Source organism: Dehalococcoidia bacterium, from assembly GCA_025054935.1.
Taxonomy (GTDB): domain Bacteria; phylum Chloroflexota; class Dehalococcoidia; order SpSt-223; family SpSt-223; genus JANWZD01.
This window is the reverse complement of sequence record JANWZD010000008.1, coordinates 40,950-56,246: the sequence shown is the minus strand read 5'-3', so window position 1 is coordinate 56,246 and position 15,297 is coordinate 40,950. Positions and strand designations below refer to the sequence as shown.

General features: G+C 66.4%; 15 protein-coding genes and 1 tRNA gene. 6 read left to right on the top strand and 10 right to left on the bottom strand.

All coding sequences use genetic code 11. The features are described from left to right. Window positions 1-44: 44 nt before the first annotated feature. Both NZ773_09940 and NZ773_09935 read right to left on the bottom strand, forming a co-directional pair. Complete coding sequence (locus NZ773_09940) at window positions 45-173, bottom strand: hypothetical protein (protein MCS6802243.1); 129 nt, start codon at window positions 171-173, stop codon at window positions 45-47. Between the two features lie 500 nt (window positions 174-673). Continuing rightward, complete coding sequence (locus NZ773_09935; GenBank protein MCS6802242.1) at window positions 674-2,179, bottom strand: hypothetical protein; 1,506 nt, start codon at window positions 2,177-2,179, stop codon at window positions 674-676. Between the two features lie 685 nt (window positions 2,180-2,864). Between NZ773_09935 and NZ773_09930 the strand changes: the two genes are divergently transcribed. The 3 genes from NZ773_09930 to NZ773_09920 all read left to right on the top strand — a co-directional run bounded on the left by NZ773_09930 (window position 2,865) and on the right by NZ773_09920 (window position 5,940). Next, window positions 2,865-3,158: a hypothetical protein gene (locus tag NZ773_09930; GenBank protein ID MCS6802241.1), complete on the top strand. Its 294-nt coding sequence runs from the start codon at window positions 2,865-2,867 to the stop codon at window positions 3,156-3,158. Between the two features lie 147 nt (window positions 3,159-3,305). Beyond that, window positions 3,306-4,520, top strand: coding sequence for a FecR family protein (locus tag NZ773_09925; GenBank protein MCS6802240.1), 1,215 nt, complete (start codon window positions 3,306-3,308; stop codon window positions 4,518-4,520). Window positions 4,521-4,560: 40 nt separating this feature from the next. After that, complete coding sequence (locus tag NZ773_09920; GenBank protein MCS6802239.1) at window positions 4,561-5,940, top strand: HD domain-containing protein; 1,380 nt, start codon at window positions 4,561-4,563, stop codon at window positions 5,938-5,940. Between the two features lie 153 nt (window positions 5,941-6,093). On the opposite strand, the gene NZ773_09915 is transcribed toward NZ773_09920, so the two are convergent. From NZ773_09915 to NZ773_09895, 5 genes are all read right to left on the bottom strand, one after another. Next, window positions 6,094-6,984 carry a class I SAM-dependent methyltransferase gene (locus NZ773_09915; protein MCS6802238.1) on the bottom strand — a complete coding sequence of 297 codons (891 nt, stop codon included), beginning with the start codon at window positions 6,982-6,984 and terminating at the stop codon, window positions 6,094-6,096. Window positions 6,985-7,270: 286 nt separating this feature from the next. After that, entirely contained in the window at window positions 7,271-7,816 is a 546-nt protein-coding gene (locus NZ773_09910; protein MCS6802237.1) for a hypothetical protein, read from the bottom strand. A 15-nt stretch (window positions 7,817-7,831) separates the two neighbouring features. Then, window positions 7,832-8,881 carry a glycosyltransferase family 4 protein gene (locus tag NZ773_09905; protein ID MCS6802236.1) on the bottom strand — a complete coding sequence of 350 codons (1,050 nt, stop codon included), beginning with the start codon at window positions 8,879-8,881 and terminating at the stop codon, window positions 7,832-7,834. Window positions 8,882-8,889: 8 nt separating this feature from the next. Continuing rightward, window positions 8,890-9,483: a cob(I)yrinic acid a,c-diamide adenosyltransferase gene (cobO, locus tag NZ773_09900; protein MCS6802235.1), complete on the bottom strand. Its 594-nt coding sequence runs from the start codon at window positions 9,481-9,483 to the stop codon at window positions 8,890-8,892. 69 nt (window positions 9,484-9,552) lie between these two features. Continuing rightward, window positions 9,553-9,624: transfer RNA gene (locus NZ773_09895), tRNA-Arg, on the bottom strand. 41 nt (window positions 9,625-9,665) lie between these two features. Between NZ773_09895 and NZ773_09890 the strand changes: the two genes are divergently transcribed. Both NZ773_09890 and NZ773_09885 read left to right on the top strand, forming a co-directional pair. Further along, window positions 9,666-10,325, top strand: a complete 660-nt coding sequence (locus NZ773_09890) for a hypothetical protein (GenBank protein MCS6802234.1) — start codon at window positions 9,666-9,668, stop codon at window positions 10,323-10,325. An 81-nt stretch (window positions 10,326-10,406) separates the two neighbouring features. Next, window positions 10,407-11,315 (top strand): MaoC family dehydratase, encoded by a 909-nt coding sequence (locus NZ773_09885; GenBank protein ID MCS6802233.1) that lies wholly within the window; start codon window positions 10,407-10,409, stop codon window positions 11,313-11,315. Here NZ773_09885 and serS read toward each other — a convergent pair. The 3 genes from serS to greA all read right to left on the bottom strand — a co-directional run bounded on the left by serS (window position 11,312) and on the right by greA (window position 14,676). After that, window positions 11,312-12,568: a serine--tRNA ligase gene (serS, locus tag NZ773_09880; GenBank protein MCS6802232.1), complete on the bottom strand. Its 1,257-nt coding sequence runs from the start codon at window positions 12,566-12,568 to the stop codon at window positions 11,312-11,314. The genes NZ773_09885 and serS overlap by 4 nt on opposite strands. Before the next feature lie 93 nt (window positions 12,569-12,661). After that, the gene (gene lysS / locus NZ773_09875) at window positions 12,662-14,125 is read right to left on the bottom strand and encodes a lysine--tRNA ligase (protein ID MCS6802231.1); all 1,464 of its coding nucleotides are present in this window, start codon (window positions 14,123-14,125) and stop codon (window positions 12,662-12,664) included. A gap of 80 nt (window positions 14,126-14,205) precedes the next feature. Beyond that, window positions 14,206-14,676 carry a transcription elongation factor GreA gene (gene greA, locus NZ773_09870; GenBank protein ID MCS6802230.1) on the bottom strand — a complete coding sequence of 157 codons (471 nt, stop codon included), beginning with the start codon at window positions 14,674-14,676 and terminating at the stop codon, window positions 14,206-14,208. 244 nt (window positions 14,677-14,920) lie between these two features. On the opposite strand from greA, the gene NZ773_09865 reads away from it, so the two are divergent. Beyond that, on the top strand, window positions 14,921-15,253 hold the full coding sequence (locus tag NZ773_09865; GenBank protein ID MCS6802229.1) for a hypothetical protein: 333 nt from the start codon (window positions 14,921-14,923) through the stop codon (window positions 15,251-15,253). Window positions 15,254-15,297: the final 44 nt, after the last annotated feature.

Here is a 15,297-nt window from a genome sequence, read left to right as displayed (position 1 = left end):
CGCAAGGACTGGGGCAAGACCGCAGCAGCATCTTCCCCTTACCCTCACGCACCCGTCCCGCACACCGGCGCGACGCCGCCCTGCTCGTTATTGCGAGCGAGCGAAGCGAACACGGCAATCCCGATCACGGCAAGCGCCTCTTGAGCAGCAAGACGGACGCGTTCCCCAGACAAGCGGCACTGCCATGCTGCGTGGCGAGAACGCCGTCTCGCCGCGTTCGGAGCTGCCGCAGCCTGCTGCTCGCCCCGCACAGCGACCGCGGCCAAGTCGCAGGGAGCGGCATTCGAGAGAAGCAGGATGCCCTCAAACCCCATAGGGGACGCCCGCCGCGCGCGCCGCTCCCCCGACAAGCAAGAGAGAGGCGAGCGCGAGGCCCTGCGCTCCTTCCGGTGAGCGTGACTGCGGGAGCGGGAAGCAGGCTCGATGCAGGGCGCGGCCATCCGGCTGCCGATGGGAGCCGCGCTGCTTCCACGGCCTCTAGGCCGGCCGCACTACCAGCAAGCGGGATCGCCGTCACACGGGAGGGACGACGACCGCTTGCGAGGCTCGTCGAGCAGGCGAACCTCCCCCTAGGCCGTCCCCCGGCTGCCCCCTTGCCGGAGGCAGAGCACGCTCGCGACGCCTCACGCCGCTGTCAGGGCAACGACGCCAAGGGAGACGAGCGCCTGCGCAATTACGCCCCCGCTCCGGCGTCGGTGAGGGTCAGGTCGATCTCATGGGCGCCGCCGGGGATGGGGAAGGAGACGTAGCGGTCGTCGCCGACCGCTTCGACCCGCGCGCTGAGCGGCACGCCATCGAGGGCCCCGGCGCTGAAGCCGCGGCCGGGCGGCAGCAGATAGCGCATTTCACCGAAGAAGGCATAACTCGTCCAGTAGCGAATACGGAGACGGCCGTCGGCAAGACCGCCAAGCTCCAGCTGAACGACCCGCCCCGTGCCAGGCTGCTCAGCGATAATCGCGCCCGAGCGGCCCGCGAGCCGTGGGCTGAGGCGATAGGAGTCGCGGGTCATTTCGATCCCGAAGAGGCCGCTGATAATTGCCGACCCAACGACCGCCGCCGCGCCGGTATAGCGCGTGCTGCCGCGTGGGCGGTGACTCCACAGCTCCTGCCACTCCCACACCTCGCCTGGGCGGCGCGCCCAATCCTCGGCGAGGGCGACAAGATGGCCGTAGGCGAGCGCTGCCTGCCCGGCCTCGAATTCGGCTTCGATCTGGCGGCCTCCCCACCAATCCCAGATGCCGCCGTTCTGATACTCCCCCGGCAGCATGTCGGCAAAGACCCCCTCAGGATAGGGCGGCCAATTGACGATCCCGACCTTCGGCGACCGAGCAGCGACCCGCGCGCGCTCGAAGTTCGTGAAGATCAGCCGCGCCTGCTCGGCATCGGCAAGGCCAGCCCGCACGGCTTCCACGTTGCCGATCCCGAGGATCGCGTCCTCGTCGTAGCTGCGGGGAGCCGCCGCAAGAGGAAGGCGTGCCCGGTAAAAGCCCCGCTGCGGCTGCCAAAACAGTTCGTTGACCACAGTGCGCACAGCCATCGCCCGACTGCGCCACTCGGCAGCCGCCGCTGGGAGGCCCGCAGCATCATTCATCGCGGCCAGTTCAAGCAGGCAGCGGAAGAGGAGCGACTGGTCGTAGACCGAGAGGATCAGAGGGTCGCCCGGCGCGCGGTCAGTCGGGTTCGGCCCTCCCTCGGCCTTGACATCGCCCCAGTCGGTCGTATTGGCACGGGTGATCAGGCCCGTTCGGCTATCAGCACGCGTGCGGAAGAGATACTCCATCGCGAGGTTCAAGCGCTGAATGACCGGCCCGCCATTAATCATCTTGCGCAGCCACGTCGGCCCTGCATCGTGGCGATACGCAAGGTACGCAAGATGAATGACCGACAGCTCTTCATCGGAAGTCGCTGTCGCTTTGTCGTGCCCTCCGCCCGGATAGAACACCCCTGGCAGCGCCCCCGCCTCCGGACCGTGGGGGGTCTGGAGGAAGAGGAACTCCTCAACTCCAGAGCGCAAATGCCCGGGCGTGTAGACGAAACGCGCCATCGGGCCGATGGTAGCGAGGTCGCGGGCGAACACCCCGTGATAGGCATCGCCCGCCCAGAACGCTTGGACCCAGCCGCTGCGGCCGGGGTACTCGATCCGCTTCGCTTCGAGAACCGACAGGATGGTTTCGCGCATCTGGTTGAGCGCCGGCAGCTCATCGACCCGCCACGCCGTCGCAACGGGAGGCAGCGTCCCGCCGGGAATGCCGGTCGCCGGCCCTTCAGCCGCCGCCGAGCGCAGCGCCGCCAGCGCTGCAAGAGACGATGCGCCGAGAAGAAACGACCGTCGGTTCAGAGGAGCCTCCGAAACACTCTCCGTCCTAGCAGCCAGGCAACCGGCAGAACGATTGTACGGTATAAATGACTGGAGAGTAGCCCTTTTGCAGCCAGCTTGGCTGGAACAGCATTCGTGCCCTGCACAGTTCACCGCTCCTCACTGCCTGCGAACGGCGCGCCGCGGCGAGGAGCGCTGTCAGCGAGCCGCGGAAAGCCCCCCGGTCGACCTCGCTGAGCGCGGCGCGAACGGGAGGCCGCGCCTTCACACACCGCGGGGGCGGGGTGAGTGAGCCCATTTGACCCCGTGCGCCAACCTGCCTATAATGCAGCAGGCGAGCGGACAGTCCGGTCCGGGCGGGGCCAGACAGTCCGCCAAGATCGCCGAGCCGACCGACGGTCTCGACGCGGGGACCCGACGCGCCTCTCGTCGCTCGCAAGGGCGAGCTGTTTCTGGACGTCACGACCGCTGTGCGGTCGCGCTCGGCGCCCTCTTCCTCGGGTTCCTCGTCGTAAGCGCTGCCGGCTCGATTCTGCGAGGGAGAGGCATGGCCGAGGACCCGATCAGCACCAGCGGCGAGGACACCTCCAAGGAACGCTTCCGAGAGATGGGGCGCAAGGGAGGACGCGCTCTCCGAGAGAAAAAAGGGCAGGACTTCTACGTCGAGATTGGCCGCAAAGGCGGCAACACCGTCAAGTCCCGTCACGGCGCTGACCACTACCTGCGCATCGGTCACAAGGGCGGCACTGCCGTCAAGGACAAATACGGACCGGACTACTACAGTGCGATCGGCAAGAAGCGCTGGGAGGGCCGCGCCAAGAAGACTGAACCGGCTGAGTAGGCGCGCCCCAGCGGAATAACCGCTTCTTGCAGCGCGGCGCAAGCGAGGCAGCGGGAGGGGCCTCGGTTGAGAAGAAGGGCAGCCAGCCCGCGCATTGCTCCGCGCAGCCCGTTGATCTGACCCGAGACGCTGCCTATAACTCCTGCCGTGGCGACACTCGAGCGGCCTCGACTTCGCCAGCATTCCGATCGCCTGGCGTGGCTCATTATCTGGGTCGCGTTTGGGCTGTTCTGCTTGCTGTGCATCGGTTCGGTGCTCAGCCTCCGCTGGTATCAGGAGAGCGCCACCCAGCCGTACGACGCCCTTCTCGGAACCGTCATCGGCGGGACCATTACCCGCCAGTCTGCGGGCTCGACGAGCTGGGTCGTTGTCAACGAAGACGCCATTCTTCGCGAGCACGACCGCATTCAGACCGACCGGGTCGGCCGCGCCCTGGTCTCCCTCTTCGACGGAAGCACCGTGCTCATTCTTCCCGAATCGGAGATCCAACTCAGCCGTCTCCAAGTCTCCGTCTTCGCGCCGAAGACCAACTACGTCTCTGTCCGCGTCAATCGGGGCAAAGCGGTTATCGCCGTTGCCCGTCCTCCCGAAGGACGCACCGAATTTACGCTTCTCATCCCCCAAGGGCGAGCAGTGCTGCTGGAAGGAAGCTATTCCGTCGTCGTCGGCGAGCCGGAGAGCGAAATCAAGGTGCGGGAGCGCGGCCACGCGTTCGTTACGGCGGGAGGACGGACGGTCGAACTGCGTGAGCGCTTTGCGACTAGCGTGGGCCGCATGCCGAGCGACCCCCGTCCGGCGGCAACCGACCTCATCCGCAACGGCACCTTCACCGAAGGCTTCACCGGCTGGCAGCGCGAGCCAGACCAAACCTACTGTCTCGAAAATACGCCGGCACCAGCCCAAGTGCAGCTGACCACCGACGCCGCCGGCCAGCCCGCCGTCCGCTTCGTGCGCACAGGAAGCCAAGCGACTGCGTGCGAGGTGTTCCTCCGGCAGGAGATCAACCGCGACGTGAGCGAGTTTTGGACCTTGCGGCTCTCCGTCGAGATCAACGTCATTTCGCAAAGCCTCGGCGGCGGCGGTTCGCTCGGCTCTGAGTATCCGATGATGATCCGGCTGCGCTATCGCTCTGCAGAAGGGCTCGAAAACCTCGTGGTCCAGGGGTTCTATGTCGAAAATCCCACCAGGAGCCGCGTCGACTACGGCGTACCGGTGCGCGCCGGCGTCTGGGAAACGATCGGGTATGAACAGGACCTCATGAGCCGGGTGCCTACTCCACGCCAGATCCTCTACCTCGAGGTCGTGGCCGGCGGCCACGACTACGAGAGCTACATCCGGCGCGTCTCCTTAGTCGGCGAGTAGCCGCGCTAGCGCGGCACTGGCCAACAATAGGGATGACAGCGTGACCAACCGGACAGCGGACCGACCGAGCTTCGCGCATCCACACGCCCCTGCGCTCCACGAGGTCACCCTCGCTATCGAGCGCGGCCTCTTCGTCACGCGGCTCATCATCCCTGCCCTCGTCGCTCTCGCGGTCTTTCTCTTCCGTGACAATCTTGACAACTGGGTCGCCGTCCTCGGCCTGCTCGCGCTCGTAGCGGGCTACAACCTCGGCCTTGTCGGGCCGACGATGCAGCGCTTTCCGCGCTTCTCTCACACGATGGGCATCCTGCTCGACACCGCCATCCTGCTGGGGTGCGCTTTTCTCACCGTCCCCGATCTCGCCGCGCGCGGCGTGACCGCCGATTTCTGGCTGGTCTTTCTCCTCTTCATCGTCGGCGCCGCCTTTCACTTTGGCCCGGTTGGTGCTCTGCTGTATATCGTTTTCCTCTCGGCATTTTTCGCGTGGCTCTCTCTCACCTATTTCCCTCCCGACTCCATCACCGCCCAGAATCTGCCGGTGCGGCTCACGTTCTTCTTTGCAATCGGCGGGCTTGTCTGGTGGCTGACGTTCGAACTGAACCGTCGCCGGCGCTCCCTCGAGGCTGCGAACCGTTCCCTCGAAGAGCAGAACCGCGACACCATCATGATGCTGGCGACGATCGTCGAGGCGCGCGACTCGTTCACGGGCGCCCACCTTCAGCGTATCCGCTATTACAGCGAGGCGATCGCCCGCCGGCTCGGGTATCGTGAGCCCGACGTCTCAGCGCTCGGCGAGGCGAGCATCACGCACGATGTCGGCAAGGCGTATACGCCGGACGCTGTGCTGAAGAAAGCCGGCCCCCTGACCGCCGAGGAGCGCCGGATCATGGAGCAGCATGCGGCGGACGGAGCGCGCATTCTTGGCGAACGCCCAGCTTTTCGAGTTCATCGGGAGATCGCGCGTCATCACCACGAGCGGTGGGACGGCACCGGCTACCCGGACCGCCTTGCCGGCACAGCGATCCCCCTCTCGGCGCGGATCGTCGCCGTCGCCGATGTCTACGACGCGCTCACCTCGCGGCGGCCCTACAAGGAGCCCTGGGAATCAGCCCGCGCAGCGGAGGAAGTGTTTCGCCTCGCCGGGACACAGTTCGACCCCGACGTGGTCGAGGCATTTCGGCAGGCGTATCGTGCCGGCGAAATCGACGCTATCCGCGCCCGCTACGGCGAACCAGCGGCTCAGTTCGGCTCGGCTGACGTGGAGAACGCACTAGCGGACCTTGGCACAGAAGTAGCAGAGCCCGGACGACCGGTTCCAGTGGGTCGGCTCACAGGCAGTGCGCCCGCAGCGGACACAGACCTGCAGGCTGGTATACGGACGATTCGCTCCGCGTTCACGGCAGACATCGCAGCTCGGTGATGGAGCAGCCATCGGTCGACCCCGTTCGTCACCTCGACAGTCGAGTGTGCGGTCGCGACGAAGCAGCCGTCAAGCCGTCGCCGGCGCTCCCGAGCGGAGCCCGACAAAAACGAGGAGGGCCGGCTGGCCCTCCTCACCTAGCGTCGCGTGCGGTCAGGCGGGCTTGTCCGCCTTGACGAGCATGTTGCGCCCAACGCGGGTGAGCCGCTCGACATTGATCATGCCCAGCTCGCTCAGCCGCTCCTCGAGCCGCAGGTCGAGATATTGGAGCATAAACGGCTCTTGGATGTTGACCATCGCGGCGCGCTTCTCATACTCGCCCGGCTCTTCGGCCGGCGGCCAGTCCGCGAAAGCGATCCGGCCGCCGGGACGGGTCAGCCGGATCATCTCCTTGACGCAGGCCAAGCCGGCGTAGGTCGGGACCTCGTGGAGGCAGTAGTTCTCGTAGACGAAGTCGAACGAACCGTCCTCCCAGTAGCTCAGGTCGCAGAAGTCGCGGTGATAGAACTTGACGTTGGGCACCCCCTGCCGCTCGGCTTCACGCCGGGCCCAGCGCAGCATCGGCGCCGAGAGGTCCACGCCGATCACTTCGGCCTGCGGGAACATCTTGGCGATGATGATCGCCGCTTCCCCGATTGCGCAGCCGACATCGAGGATCCGCTTCGGATTCAGCGGCGCGATCAGCTTGCCGTAGTAGTAGCGAATGACATCCTCGCGGTCGAAATAGAACCCCCAGCGGGCAGTCTTGTAATAGAACTCGCCCATCGCCGGATGCATCCAGCCGGGGTCCGGCATCGAGTGGACATGCTTCATGAAGTAATACGGCGGATAGGTCGTCGGCTCGGTGACACCCGGGGGCAGCAAGTCGGACGCATCAAACGGGCCATCCAGCTTCTCGAGCCGCGACCACCAGAGGGAAAGGAACGGGCCGACAAGGGGACGGAATGTCCTCGCTGCCCAGAGGAAGAGAGGCGCCGGCGGCTTGTACTCGGGTGGGGCTGGCGGGAGATCGGCGAGACGGGGCTCCGCTTCGGTCGTCGTCACAGCATCCTCCTAAACGCGTTCGCGCTGTCGAACGGTGAGAGTATATCAAGTGTGGTGTGATCGTTGGAATATCTGTCGCTTTCCGTCGCATGCCTCGTCCACGAGCGCCTCGCGTCCCGCCCGCGGCCGGCGTCGCTTGTCCCTCGCTGCCCTCCCCCGACTGCGCTTCAGCGCGGAAGCGCGGCGCGCGCCCAGCGCTCGCCGACTATCTCCAGCGGCTGCTGCCTCACGCCGCCAGTCTGCAGCCGACCGACGAGAGCACGCTTGACCGGGCAGCCGCCGTCGGCTATGCCCGCGCGCCCCGCCGGACCACCGCTGCGATCGCGCCGAGAGCAACCAGCAGTCCGCTCGCCCCGATCAGCGACCACTTGATCATCTGAAACATACTCGTGATCTGAGCGATCCCGTCCAGCCGCGCCGGATACGCGAGGATCATCGCGATGATGCCGACGTTCTCGGCATAGTCAGCGGCAAGCGCGAGAAAGGGGAGCAGGATCGCGCGCTGCGCTGGACTGGCGGAGGGAAAGCCGCGGGCAAACAGCCACGCCAGCAGTGTGCCGAGAAAGAGGGCGTACACGATCGGCCAGATGACATCCCCAGTCACCAGGAACAGGAGATAGAAGGTCCGACCGTCGGGACCGAGCGCCTCAAGCGCCGCGAAGGCGTCCGCCGGGGTAAAGCCGAAATTGAGCGCGATCGACGGTCCGCCGCCGGAATAGGCGGCCAAGCGCGCTGCCGCCCAGGGCAGGATCATGGTGGAGAACACGAGGAGCATGCAGAACGCGACCACTACCCGCCGGCCCGTGGCACCCCGCTGGATCCGATGCACCATCCGACCTCCTCTTACTCACCGCGCCGGCCGCTCGAGCTCCTCGATGAACCCGCGGGCGACGACCGGCCAGTCGTGAGCGGCGACCGCCTGCAGCCCCGCCGACCCCATCTCGCTGCGCCGCGCCGGCGCGCCGAGCAGAGCGATCAACGCCTCGGCCAGCGCTTCGATGTTGCCGGGCGGCACGAGAATGCCCGCCGCACTCGGCACCACCTCCGGAACCGCCTTGTCTGTTGTCGCCACGATTGGCAGGCCGCTCGCCATTGCCGCAAGAAAGAAAGGCGTGGCGGCAGCAGAAGCCCGTGGCAGACAGAAGAGGTCAGCAGCTTGGTAGCAGGCGCGGAGGGTCTCCTCGTCGGTCACGGCGCGCTCGAGGACCGCGCCGCTCAGCCCCAGACGCTCCGCCTTCTCGCCGCTGCCGGGGCGCGCAGCGTGATCGCTCACCAGCACCGCGCGCGCCGACGGCAGTGCGCGATGAACAATCGCAAAGGCCTGCACGAACTCGGCGCCGGCAGCATCCCCCGAGCGCGGCACCGCGCAGAGGATCGTCGCGCCGTCGCCCGCGGATGGCGCTGGGGCGCGCCACCGGGCGAGGTTGATCCCCTCGGGCACTACCCGCAGCCGTTCAGGCGCAACTCCATAGCGGCGCCTCACCGCCTCGCGAACATGCTGACTGGGGACGACGACGCCGTCGGCTCGCTGAGCGTTGCCGGCCTCCAGCCGCGCTTGGAGCGAGCGCAGAAAACGGGAGCCGCCGTTGAAGCGGTCAGCGACGAGTTCGCGCAGCAGCACGACATACGGCGCGAGCCGCTGCCGTCTCGCCCAGAGAAAGCCGTCGAGGCCGACGCCGACTAGGAGATCCGTGGAGAGGGTCGCAAGGGCGCGCGACAGGGCGAGATTGAAGAGCAGGCGATGGACGAGGAGCGAGCCGCGAGGCGGCCCTTGCGGCCGCAGGGTGACAACCTCATGCCCAAGCGCGACCAGCCCGCCGCGCAGCCCGGCGACCGCCGCGGCAGTACCGCTGAGCAGGCCTTCCGCCGGCGCCGACGTGACAATGCCGATGCGCATCGGGGACGCTAAAACTCAATCCCCGGCTGGGCGCGGATCCCCGCATCGTAGGCATGCTTCACTTTTGTCATGTCGGTGACGACATCGGCGTAGTCGATGAGCGCCGGCGGGGCGTAGCGGCCCGTGATGATCAAGTGGAGCATGGGCGGCTTGTGCTCGCGCAGCCAGCCGACCGCTTCCTCAGGGTCAATCCAGCCGTAGTGCAAGGGATAGGTGAACTCATCGAGGATGATCAGGTCGTACTCGCCGCTCGTGATCTTCTCTTTGACCCGCTCCCAGGCGTGGATTGCCTTGGCGGTTGTCTCGTCGAGGTCGCGCGACGTCCAGGTGAATCCGTCGCCCATTCGGTGCCACTCGATCCCGAGCTTCTTGGCAGCGCGCACCTCGCCCCAGTTGCCCTTCTCGTGCTTAAGAAATTGGAAGACACAGACCCGCATCCCCCGCCCCCACGCGCGGAAGAGCACGCCGAAAGCGGCTGTGGATTTCCCCTTGCCCAGCCCGGTGTTGACAAGGACGATCCCTTTCTTGATCAAGTTCTTGCGGGCGGCTTGGCGCTTAGCGAGCGCTTCCGCGGTCGTGGTGGGGGGGATTGGGTCGGTCACAGGCGGCTCCTGAACAAGCGCGCCGCAACAAATGGCTGGCGCGTCTGGTAAAGAAGAGCGAAAGAAAAGTACCCCCGGCAGGGATCGAACCTGCGCGCAAGGTTTAGGAAACCTCCGCTCTATCCACTGAGCTACGGGGGCGCGCACTCGATTCTACCAGCTGGGCAAGCTCGGAGACAGCGATGAACCTCGATGTGACACGCTTCCACCGCCGCGGTGTTCTGCAAACTTTGGCGATGATCCCCGTTGCGCTGCTCGCTGCCGCCTGCGGCATCGGCCCATCGCGCAGCGCCGGCGCTCAGGGAGGAGAGGGCGCGGCGGGAAGTCCGCTCGCAGCCGGACACGCCCTCGACCCGACCCCAAGCTGCGCTGACGTCGATGACCCAACGCCGCCTCAAACCGAAGGCCCCTACTTCACTCCCAACTCGCCGCGCCGCACTTCTCTCCTTGAGCCCGGCGTGAATGGAACCCCCCTCGTCCTGACCGGGCGCGTCCTCTCGACACGCTGCCAGCCGGTCGCCAACGCCCTCCTCGACTTCTGGCAGTGCGATAACACCGGCCAGTACGACACCCGCGGCTACCGGCTGCGGGGCCACCAGTTCACAAACGCCGACGGAACCTACCGACTCGAGACCATTGTGCCCGGCCTCTACCCCGGCCGAACCCGCCATATCCATGTCAAGGTGCAAGCGCCGAACCGGCCCGTGCTGACGACCCAGCTCTACTTCCCCAATGAGCCCGGCAATCAGCGCGACAGCATCTTCAACCCGAAGCTCGTTATGCGGCTGAGCGACACAAGCGAGGGGAAGGCCGGCGCGTTCGACTTCGTGCTCCAGCTTTGAGCAGGCCGAAGACCAGCCGTCGCCAGCGAAGCGCGCGGCGCGCTATGATAGCGGGTATACAATCTTCAGCACGAGGAGAGCATGCAGACCTTACCCGCGACCCGCAAGAGCGGTCCGCCCGGCAGCGCGCCCGACGTGTCGTTCTTCGACATCGAGCTAGGGCCTCGCGGGCCCTACCAGGTGACGGTCACCGAGGAGGATATCGCCCGCTGGAGCCGCATTTACGCCGATGACCACCCATGGTATTCCGGGCCATCCCCGTGGGGCGGGCCGATTGCACCCCCGTCGATCCTCTACTACCCGAGCCAGATGTTCCTCGGGCGGTATCTGATCGGCAACTCGCCCGGCGCGACCCGGTCGGGCGGGTTCGCCCGCTATGCGCTGGACTGTCTTGGACCCATCCCTGTCGGCCGGCCACTGGTGGTGACCGGTGAGGTGTTTGACAAGTTCGTGCGGCGCGGGCGCGGCTACGTCTACTACCGCCTCGAAGCGTCGGCGGCGGGGCGCCTCGTCCAGCGGCACTGGAAGAGCTGGGCATTTGGCCTGGCCGATGAAGAAGCGGCGCGCTCTCCCGAGAAGCCGTCCGAGCCGCGCGAGGACGTGGCCGGCGATGCGATTGCGACGCTCGCGCCGCTGCGTTTCGAGATCACCCTCGCCCGGATGGCCGAGTTCGAGGGACCGGACGAGCGGAATGTTCACACCGACCCTGCGCTGGCGAAGCAGACCAGCGGCCAGCCGCCGCTCGCGCAAGGCGCGCTCTCGTTCGGCCTCCTCTCTCGGCTGCTCACCAACCACTTCGGCGCGGGCTACCTCGAAGGCGGCTCGCTCGATGTCCGCTTTATTGCGCGCGTCTTTGCCGGCGAGACGATCCTTGCCGGCGGGGAGATCGTCCGCCGCGAGAATGGGGTCGCGCGGCTCCGTGTCTGGTGCGCGAAGGAGGATGGAACCCTCGTAACGGTTGGCACTGCAAGCGCCCGCGAGCGCCCCTAGCCGATGCGGTCGACCCCGAGATAGGGACGGAGCGCCTCCGGCACGAGCACTGAGCCGTCGGGCTGCTGGTAGGTTTCGAGCACCGCGGCGAGCGTGCGGCCAACGGCGAGCCCGGAGCCGTTCAGCGTGTGCACATACTCGGCGCGGGCACCGGCGTCGCGCCGAAACTGAATCCGCGCCCGGCGCGCTTGAAACGCCTCAAAATTGGAGCAGGACGAGATCTCCACGTAGCGGTCTTGGCCCGGCATCCACACTTCGAGGTCGTAGGTCTTCGCGGAGGCGAAGCCGAGGTCGCCGGTGCAAAGCACAACCGTGCGGTAGTGAAGGCCTAATCGCTGCAAGATCGCCTCGGCATCGCGCGTCAGACTTTCGAGCTCATCGTAGCTCGTCTCCGGCACAACGAACTTGACCAGTTCGACTTTGTCAAATTGATGCACCCGGATCATGCCGCGCGTATCGCGGCCGGCCGACCCGGCTTCGGTGCGGAAGCAGGGAGTGAAGGCGACGTAGCGGATCGGCAGCGTCCCCGGCTCAAGGATCTCCTCGCGATGCAGGTTCGTGACCGGCACTTCGGCAGTCGGGATGAGCGAGAGGCCGTCTTGCGTCTGGTAAAAGTCGCCCGCGAACTTCGGCAGCTGGCCAGTGCCGACCATCGCCTTCGGCTCGACAAGATACGGCGGCCAGACCTCGGTATAGCCATGCTCCCGAATGTGGACGTCGAGCATGAAGGTGATGAGCGCCCGTTCGAGCGCGGCGCCGGCCCCGCGCAGGAGGACAAAGCGCGAGCCGCTGATCTTGGCAGCGCGGGGAAGGTCGAGGATGCCGAGCGCCTCGCCGATCTCCCAATGCGGCCTCGGCGGGAAGGGGAACGTCGGCCGCTCCCCCCACACCCGGACGACGACGTTGTCCTCCGCGGTCGCGCCAATCGGCACCGAACTGTGCGGCACGTTCGGCACGCGCAGCAAGAGGTCGTCGAGTTCGGCCTCAATGGCGCGCTGTTCATCATCGAGCGCTTTGATCCGGTCGCCAACGCGGCGCATCTCGTCGCGGAGCGCTGCCAGCCGCTCCTTGTCGCGGCCGATCTGGCGGCTCACTTCGTTGCGCCGCTGTTTGAGCGCCTCATTCTCCGCGATGATGGCGCGGCGACGCTCATCAAGCGCCAAGATGCGATCGAGGGGAGCATCCGTCCCCCGGTGAGCAAGCATTGTCCGAACAGCGTCGGCATGCTCGCGCAGGTAGGCGAGTGGCAACATGCTGGCTCCTCATTCCGAACTCTACTCCCGACCAGCGACGAGCGGGCAGCCGAGACGGCTGGGGGGAAACGACGAACGGCGCCGGCGCGCGGCTCAGCGCACCGTTCGAAGCTGCGGGAATAAGATCACCTCCCGCAGCGAGTGCGCCCCCGCCAGCAACGCTACCAACCGGTCGATGCCGATACCAAGACCGCCCGCGGGCGGCATCCCATATTCAAGGGCGAGCAGGAAATCTTCGTCGAGCCGCTCCGTCTCTTCGTCGCCGGCGGCGCGCGCAGCCAGCTGCGCTTCGAAGCGGGCGCGCTGGTCATCGGGGTCGTTCAGCTCGCTGAACGCATTGGCGATCTCTATGCCGCCGACAAACCCTTCAAACCGTTCGACGAGGGTCGGGTCGTCCTCTTTCCGCTTCGCCAGCGGCGACAGCTCAACCGGATAGTCGAGCAGAAACGTCGGTTGGATGAGGGTCGGTTCGACAAAGGTCGTCAGCAGTTCATCGATCAGCTTGCCGCGGCCGAGCGTCGGGTCGACCGCGAGCCCCCGCTCCCGCATCACCGCGCGCAGCGATTCGGCGTCGGGATAGTCCGCGAAGTCGATCCCGGCACGGCTGCGGATCGCGTCGCGCAGGGTCTCCCGCCGCCACGGCGGCGTGAAGTCGATGGTGTGCTCGCCGAGATCCACCTGCAGCGAGCCGTGCACGTCGCGGACGACCGTCGCGAGCAACTCTTCGACCATCGTCAAGACGTCGAGATAGTCGGCATACGCCTCGTAGGTCTCCAGCAGCGTGAACTCGGGGTTGTGCTTATGCGAGATGCCTTCATTGCGGAAGACACGCCCCAGTTCATACACCTTGTCCAGTCCGCCGACGAGCAGCCGCTTCAAGTAGAGCTCAAGCGAGATGCGCAGGTGCACCTCGGTATCGAGCGCCTCATAGTAGGTCTTGAATGACCGCGCCGCCGCGCCGCCGGGCACGAGCTGGAGCACCGGCGTTTCGACTTCGACAAACCCCCGCGCGTCGAGGAAGCGCCGGATCGCCGAGACGACCCGCTGCCGCAGTTTGACGATCCGGCGCGTCTCTTCGTTCGCGATCAGGTCAAGGTAGCGTTGCCGATACCGCTTTTCGACATCGGTCAGGCCGTGCCACTTATCCGGGAGCGGACGAAGCGACTTTGCCAGCAGCGTCGCCTTCCCGACATCGACCGTAATCTCGCCGGTCCGCGTCCGCATGAGGGTCCCTTCGATGCCGACGATGTCGCCGAGGTCGAAGTCGAGAAAGGAGTCATAGGCGTCGCCGAGGGAGTCGCGGCGCGCAAACAGCTGGATGCGGCCGGACCAATCTTGGAGATGGGCAAAGGTCGCCTTGCCCATCACGCGCTTTGAGATGAGCCGGCCGGCGACTGTCACCGGAATGAGGGCGTCGGGGTCGGCCTCGAAAGCGGCAACTGCTTCGGCGGCGGTGTGGGTGCGCCGGAAGCGAGCAGGATAGGGGTTGCCGCCTCCCGCGCGGATTGCGGCGACCTTCGCCCGCCGCTGGGCGATCTGTTCTGCAACGTCAGACATCTGGCTCGTTTCGCAGCTGCTCGCTGCCGTGAACAGGATGACGGATACGGGGATCCGCGGTCAGTGTAGCCGATGCCTCCTCACTCGATCCGCCGGATCGTCAGCCGCTCTACTCCCGAGGGGGTCATCACTTGGACGACTTCGCCCACTTTGCGCCCGAGCAGAGCATGGCCGACGGGAGATTCGTTGGAAATTTTTCCTGCCCGCGGGTTCGCCTCGGCGCTGCCGACGATGGTGTAGCGCTCCTCTTCGCCATCATCGGAAACGACCGTGACCGTCGAGCCGATCTGGACGATGCCCGTACTTGGGTCGTGCTCCTTGATGATGGTGGCAGCGCGCAGCATCCGCTCGAGCTGCTGAATGCGCGTCTCGACGATCACCTGCTCGTTGCGCGCATCGTCGAGGTCGGCATTGTCCCCGAAGCCGCCGATCTCCTTCGACTCGCTGATCCGTTCGCTAATCTGGCGACGCTTCTCGCGCCGGAGATATTCGAGCTCCGCCTCGAGCTTCGCGCGTCCCTCCGGGGTGAGAAAGACGGGCTTGTCGACCATGGCCGGCTCCTTCCACAACGGCAGCTGCGTCGTTGCAGTTGCAATAGAAAAACGACTGAGAACAAAAGCCCTCAGCCGTCCCGCCGCGTGTATGCAGAACAATCGTAGATCGTCGCGATGCCGGCTGCAAGAGGCTCGCTCAGCGCCAGCAGCACCGCCTAGCTAAGGACTAGGGCCGAACGGCCCTAGTGAGCCCTCCGCTCTTAAGACGAAGAGATGAGGAGAGCCACCGTGGAGAGGACCGATGCTTCGATGGGCTTGTCAGCGAGCAGCGGGATGGACGGCGATCGCGGTCAGCAGCGTGCTGGTCGTCGTCGGCCTGACAACCGGCTCCGCACTGCCGCTCGTCGTTGCGGCGCCATTTTCCGGGCCCTATGGAGGGCCGACGTATCCTGCTCCGCCGGGCAACCGTGTCGTCCTGCCGCTCGGCCTGAAGAACGCGCCGCTTGCCACCTCCCCGCTCGGCTACGCGCCGCCTCCGACCCCGACCGCAACGCGGACGGCGACGCCGACGCCTCGCCCCGCCACTCCGACGCCGACCCGCACGCCGACCACTCCTTACCGGCCGCCCCGCTAAACAGCGCTGGCCCGCTCGCGGGAGCGGGCCAGCCTCCCGGACAG

Bases quoted from the DNA above. Each gene is read 5' to 3' on its own strand.
- NZ773_09935 (MCS6802242.1), bottom strand. From the start codon at position 2,179: ATGCGCGAAACCATCCTGTCGGTTCTCGAAGCGAAGCGGATCGAGTAC.
- NZ773_09930 (MCS6802241.1), top strand. From the start codon at position 2,865: ATGGCCGAGGACCCGATCAGCACCAGCGGCGAGGACACCTCCAAGGAA.
- NZ773_09910 (MCS6802237.1), bottom strand. From the start codon at position 7,816: ATGGTGCATCGGATCCAGCGGGGTGCCACGGGCCGGCGGGTAGTGGTC.
- NZ773_09905 (MCS6802236.1), bottom strand. From the start codon at position 8,881: ATGCGCATCGGCATTGTCACGTCGGCGCCGGCGGAAGGCCTGCTCAGC.
- NZ773_09890 (MCS6802234.1), top strand. From the start codon at position 9,666: ATGAACCTCGATGTGACACGCTTCCACCGCCGCGGTGTTCTGCAAACT.
- NZ773_09885 (MCS6802233.1), top strand. From the start codon at position 10,407: ATGCAGACCTTACCCGCGACCCGCAAGAGCGGTCCGCCCGGCAGCGCG.
- serS (MCS6802232.1), bottom strand. From the start codon at position 12,568: ATGTTGCCACTCGCCTACCTGCGCGAGCATGCCGACGCTGTTCGGACA.
- lysS (MCS6802231.1), bottom strand. From the start codon at position 14,125: ATGTCTGACGTTGCAGAACAGATCGCCCAGCGGCGGGCGAAGGTCGCC.
- greA (MCS6802230.1), bottom strand. From the start codon at position 14,676: ATGGTCGACAAGCCCGTCTTTCTCACCCCGGAGGGACGCGCGAAGCTC.
- NZ773_09865 (MCS6802229.1), top strand. From the start codon at position 14,921: ATGCTTCGATGGGCTTGTCAGCGAGCAGCGGGATGGACGGCGATCGCG.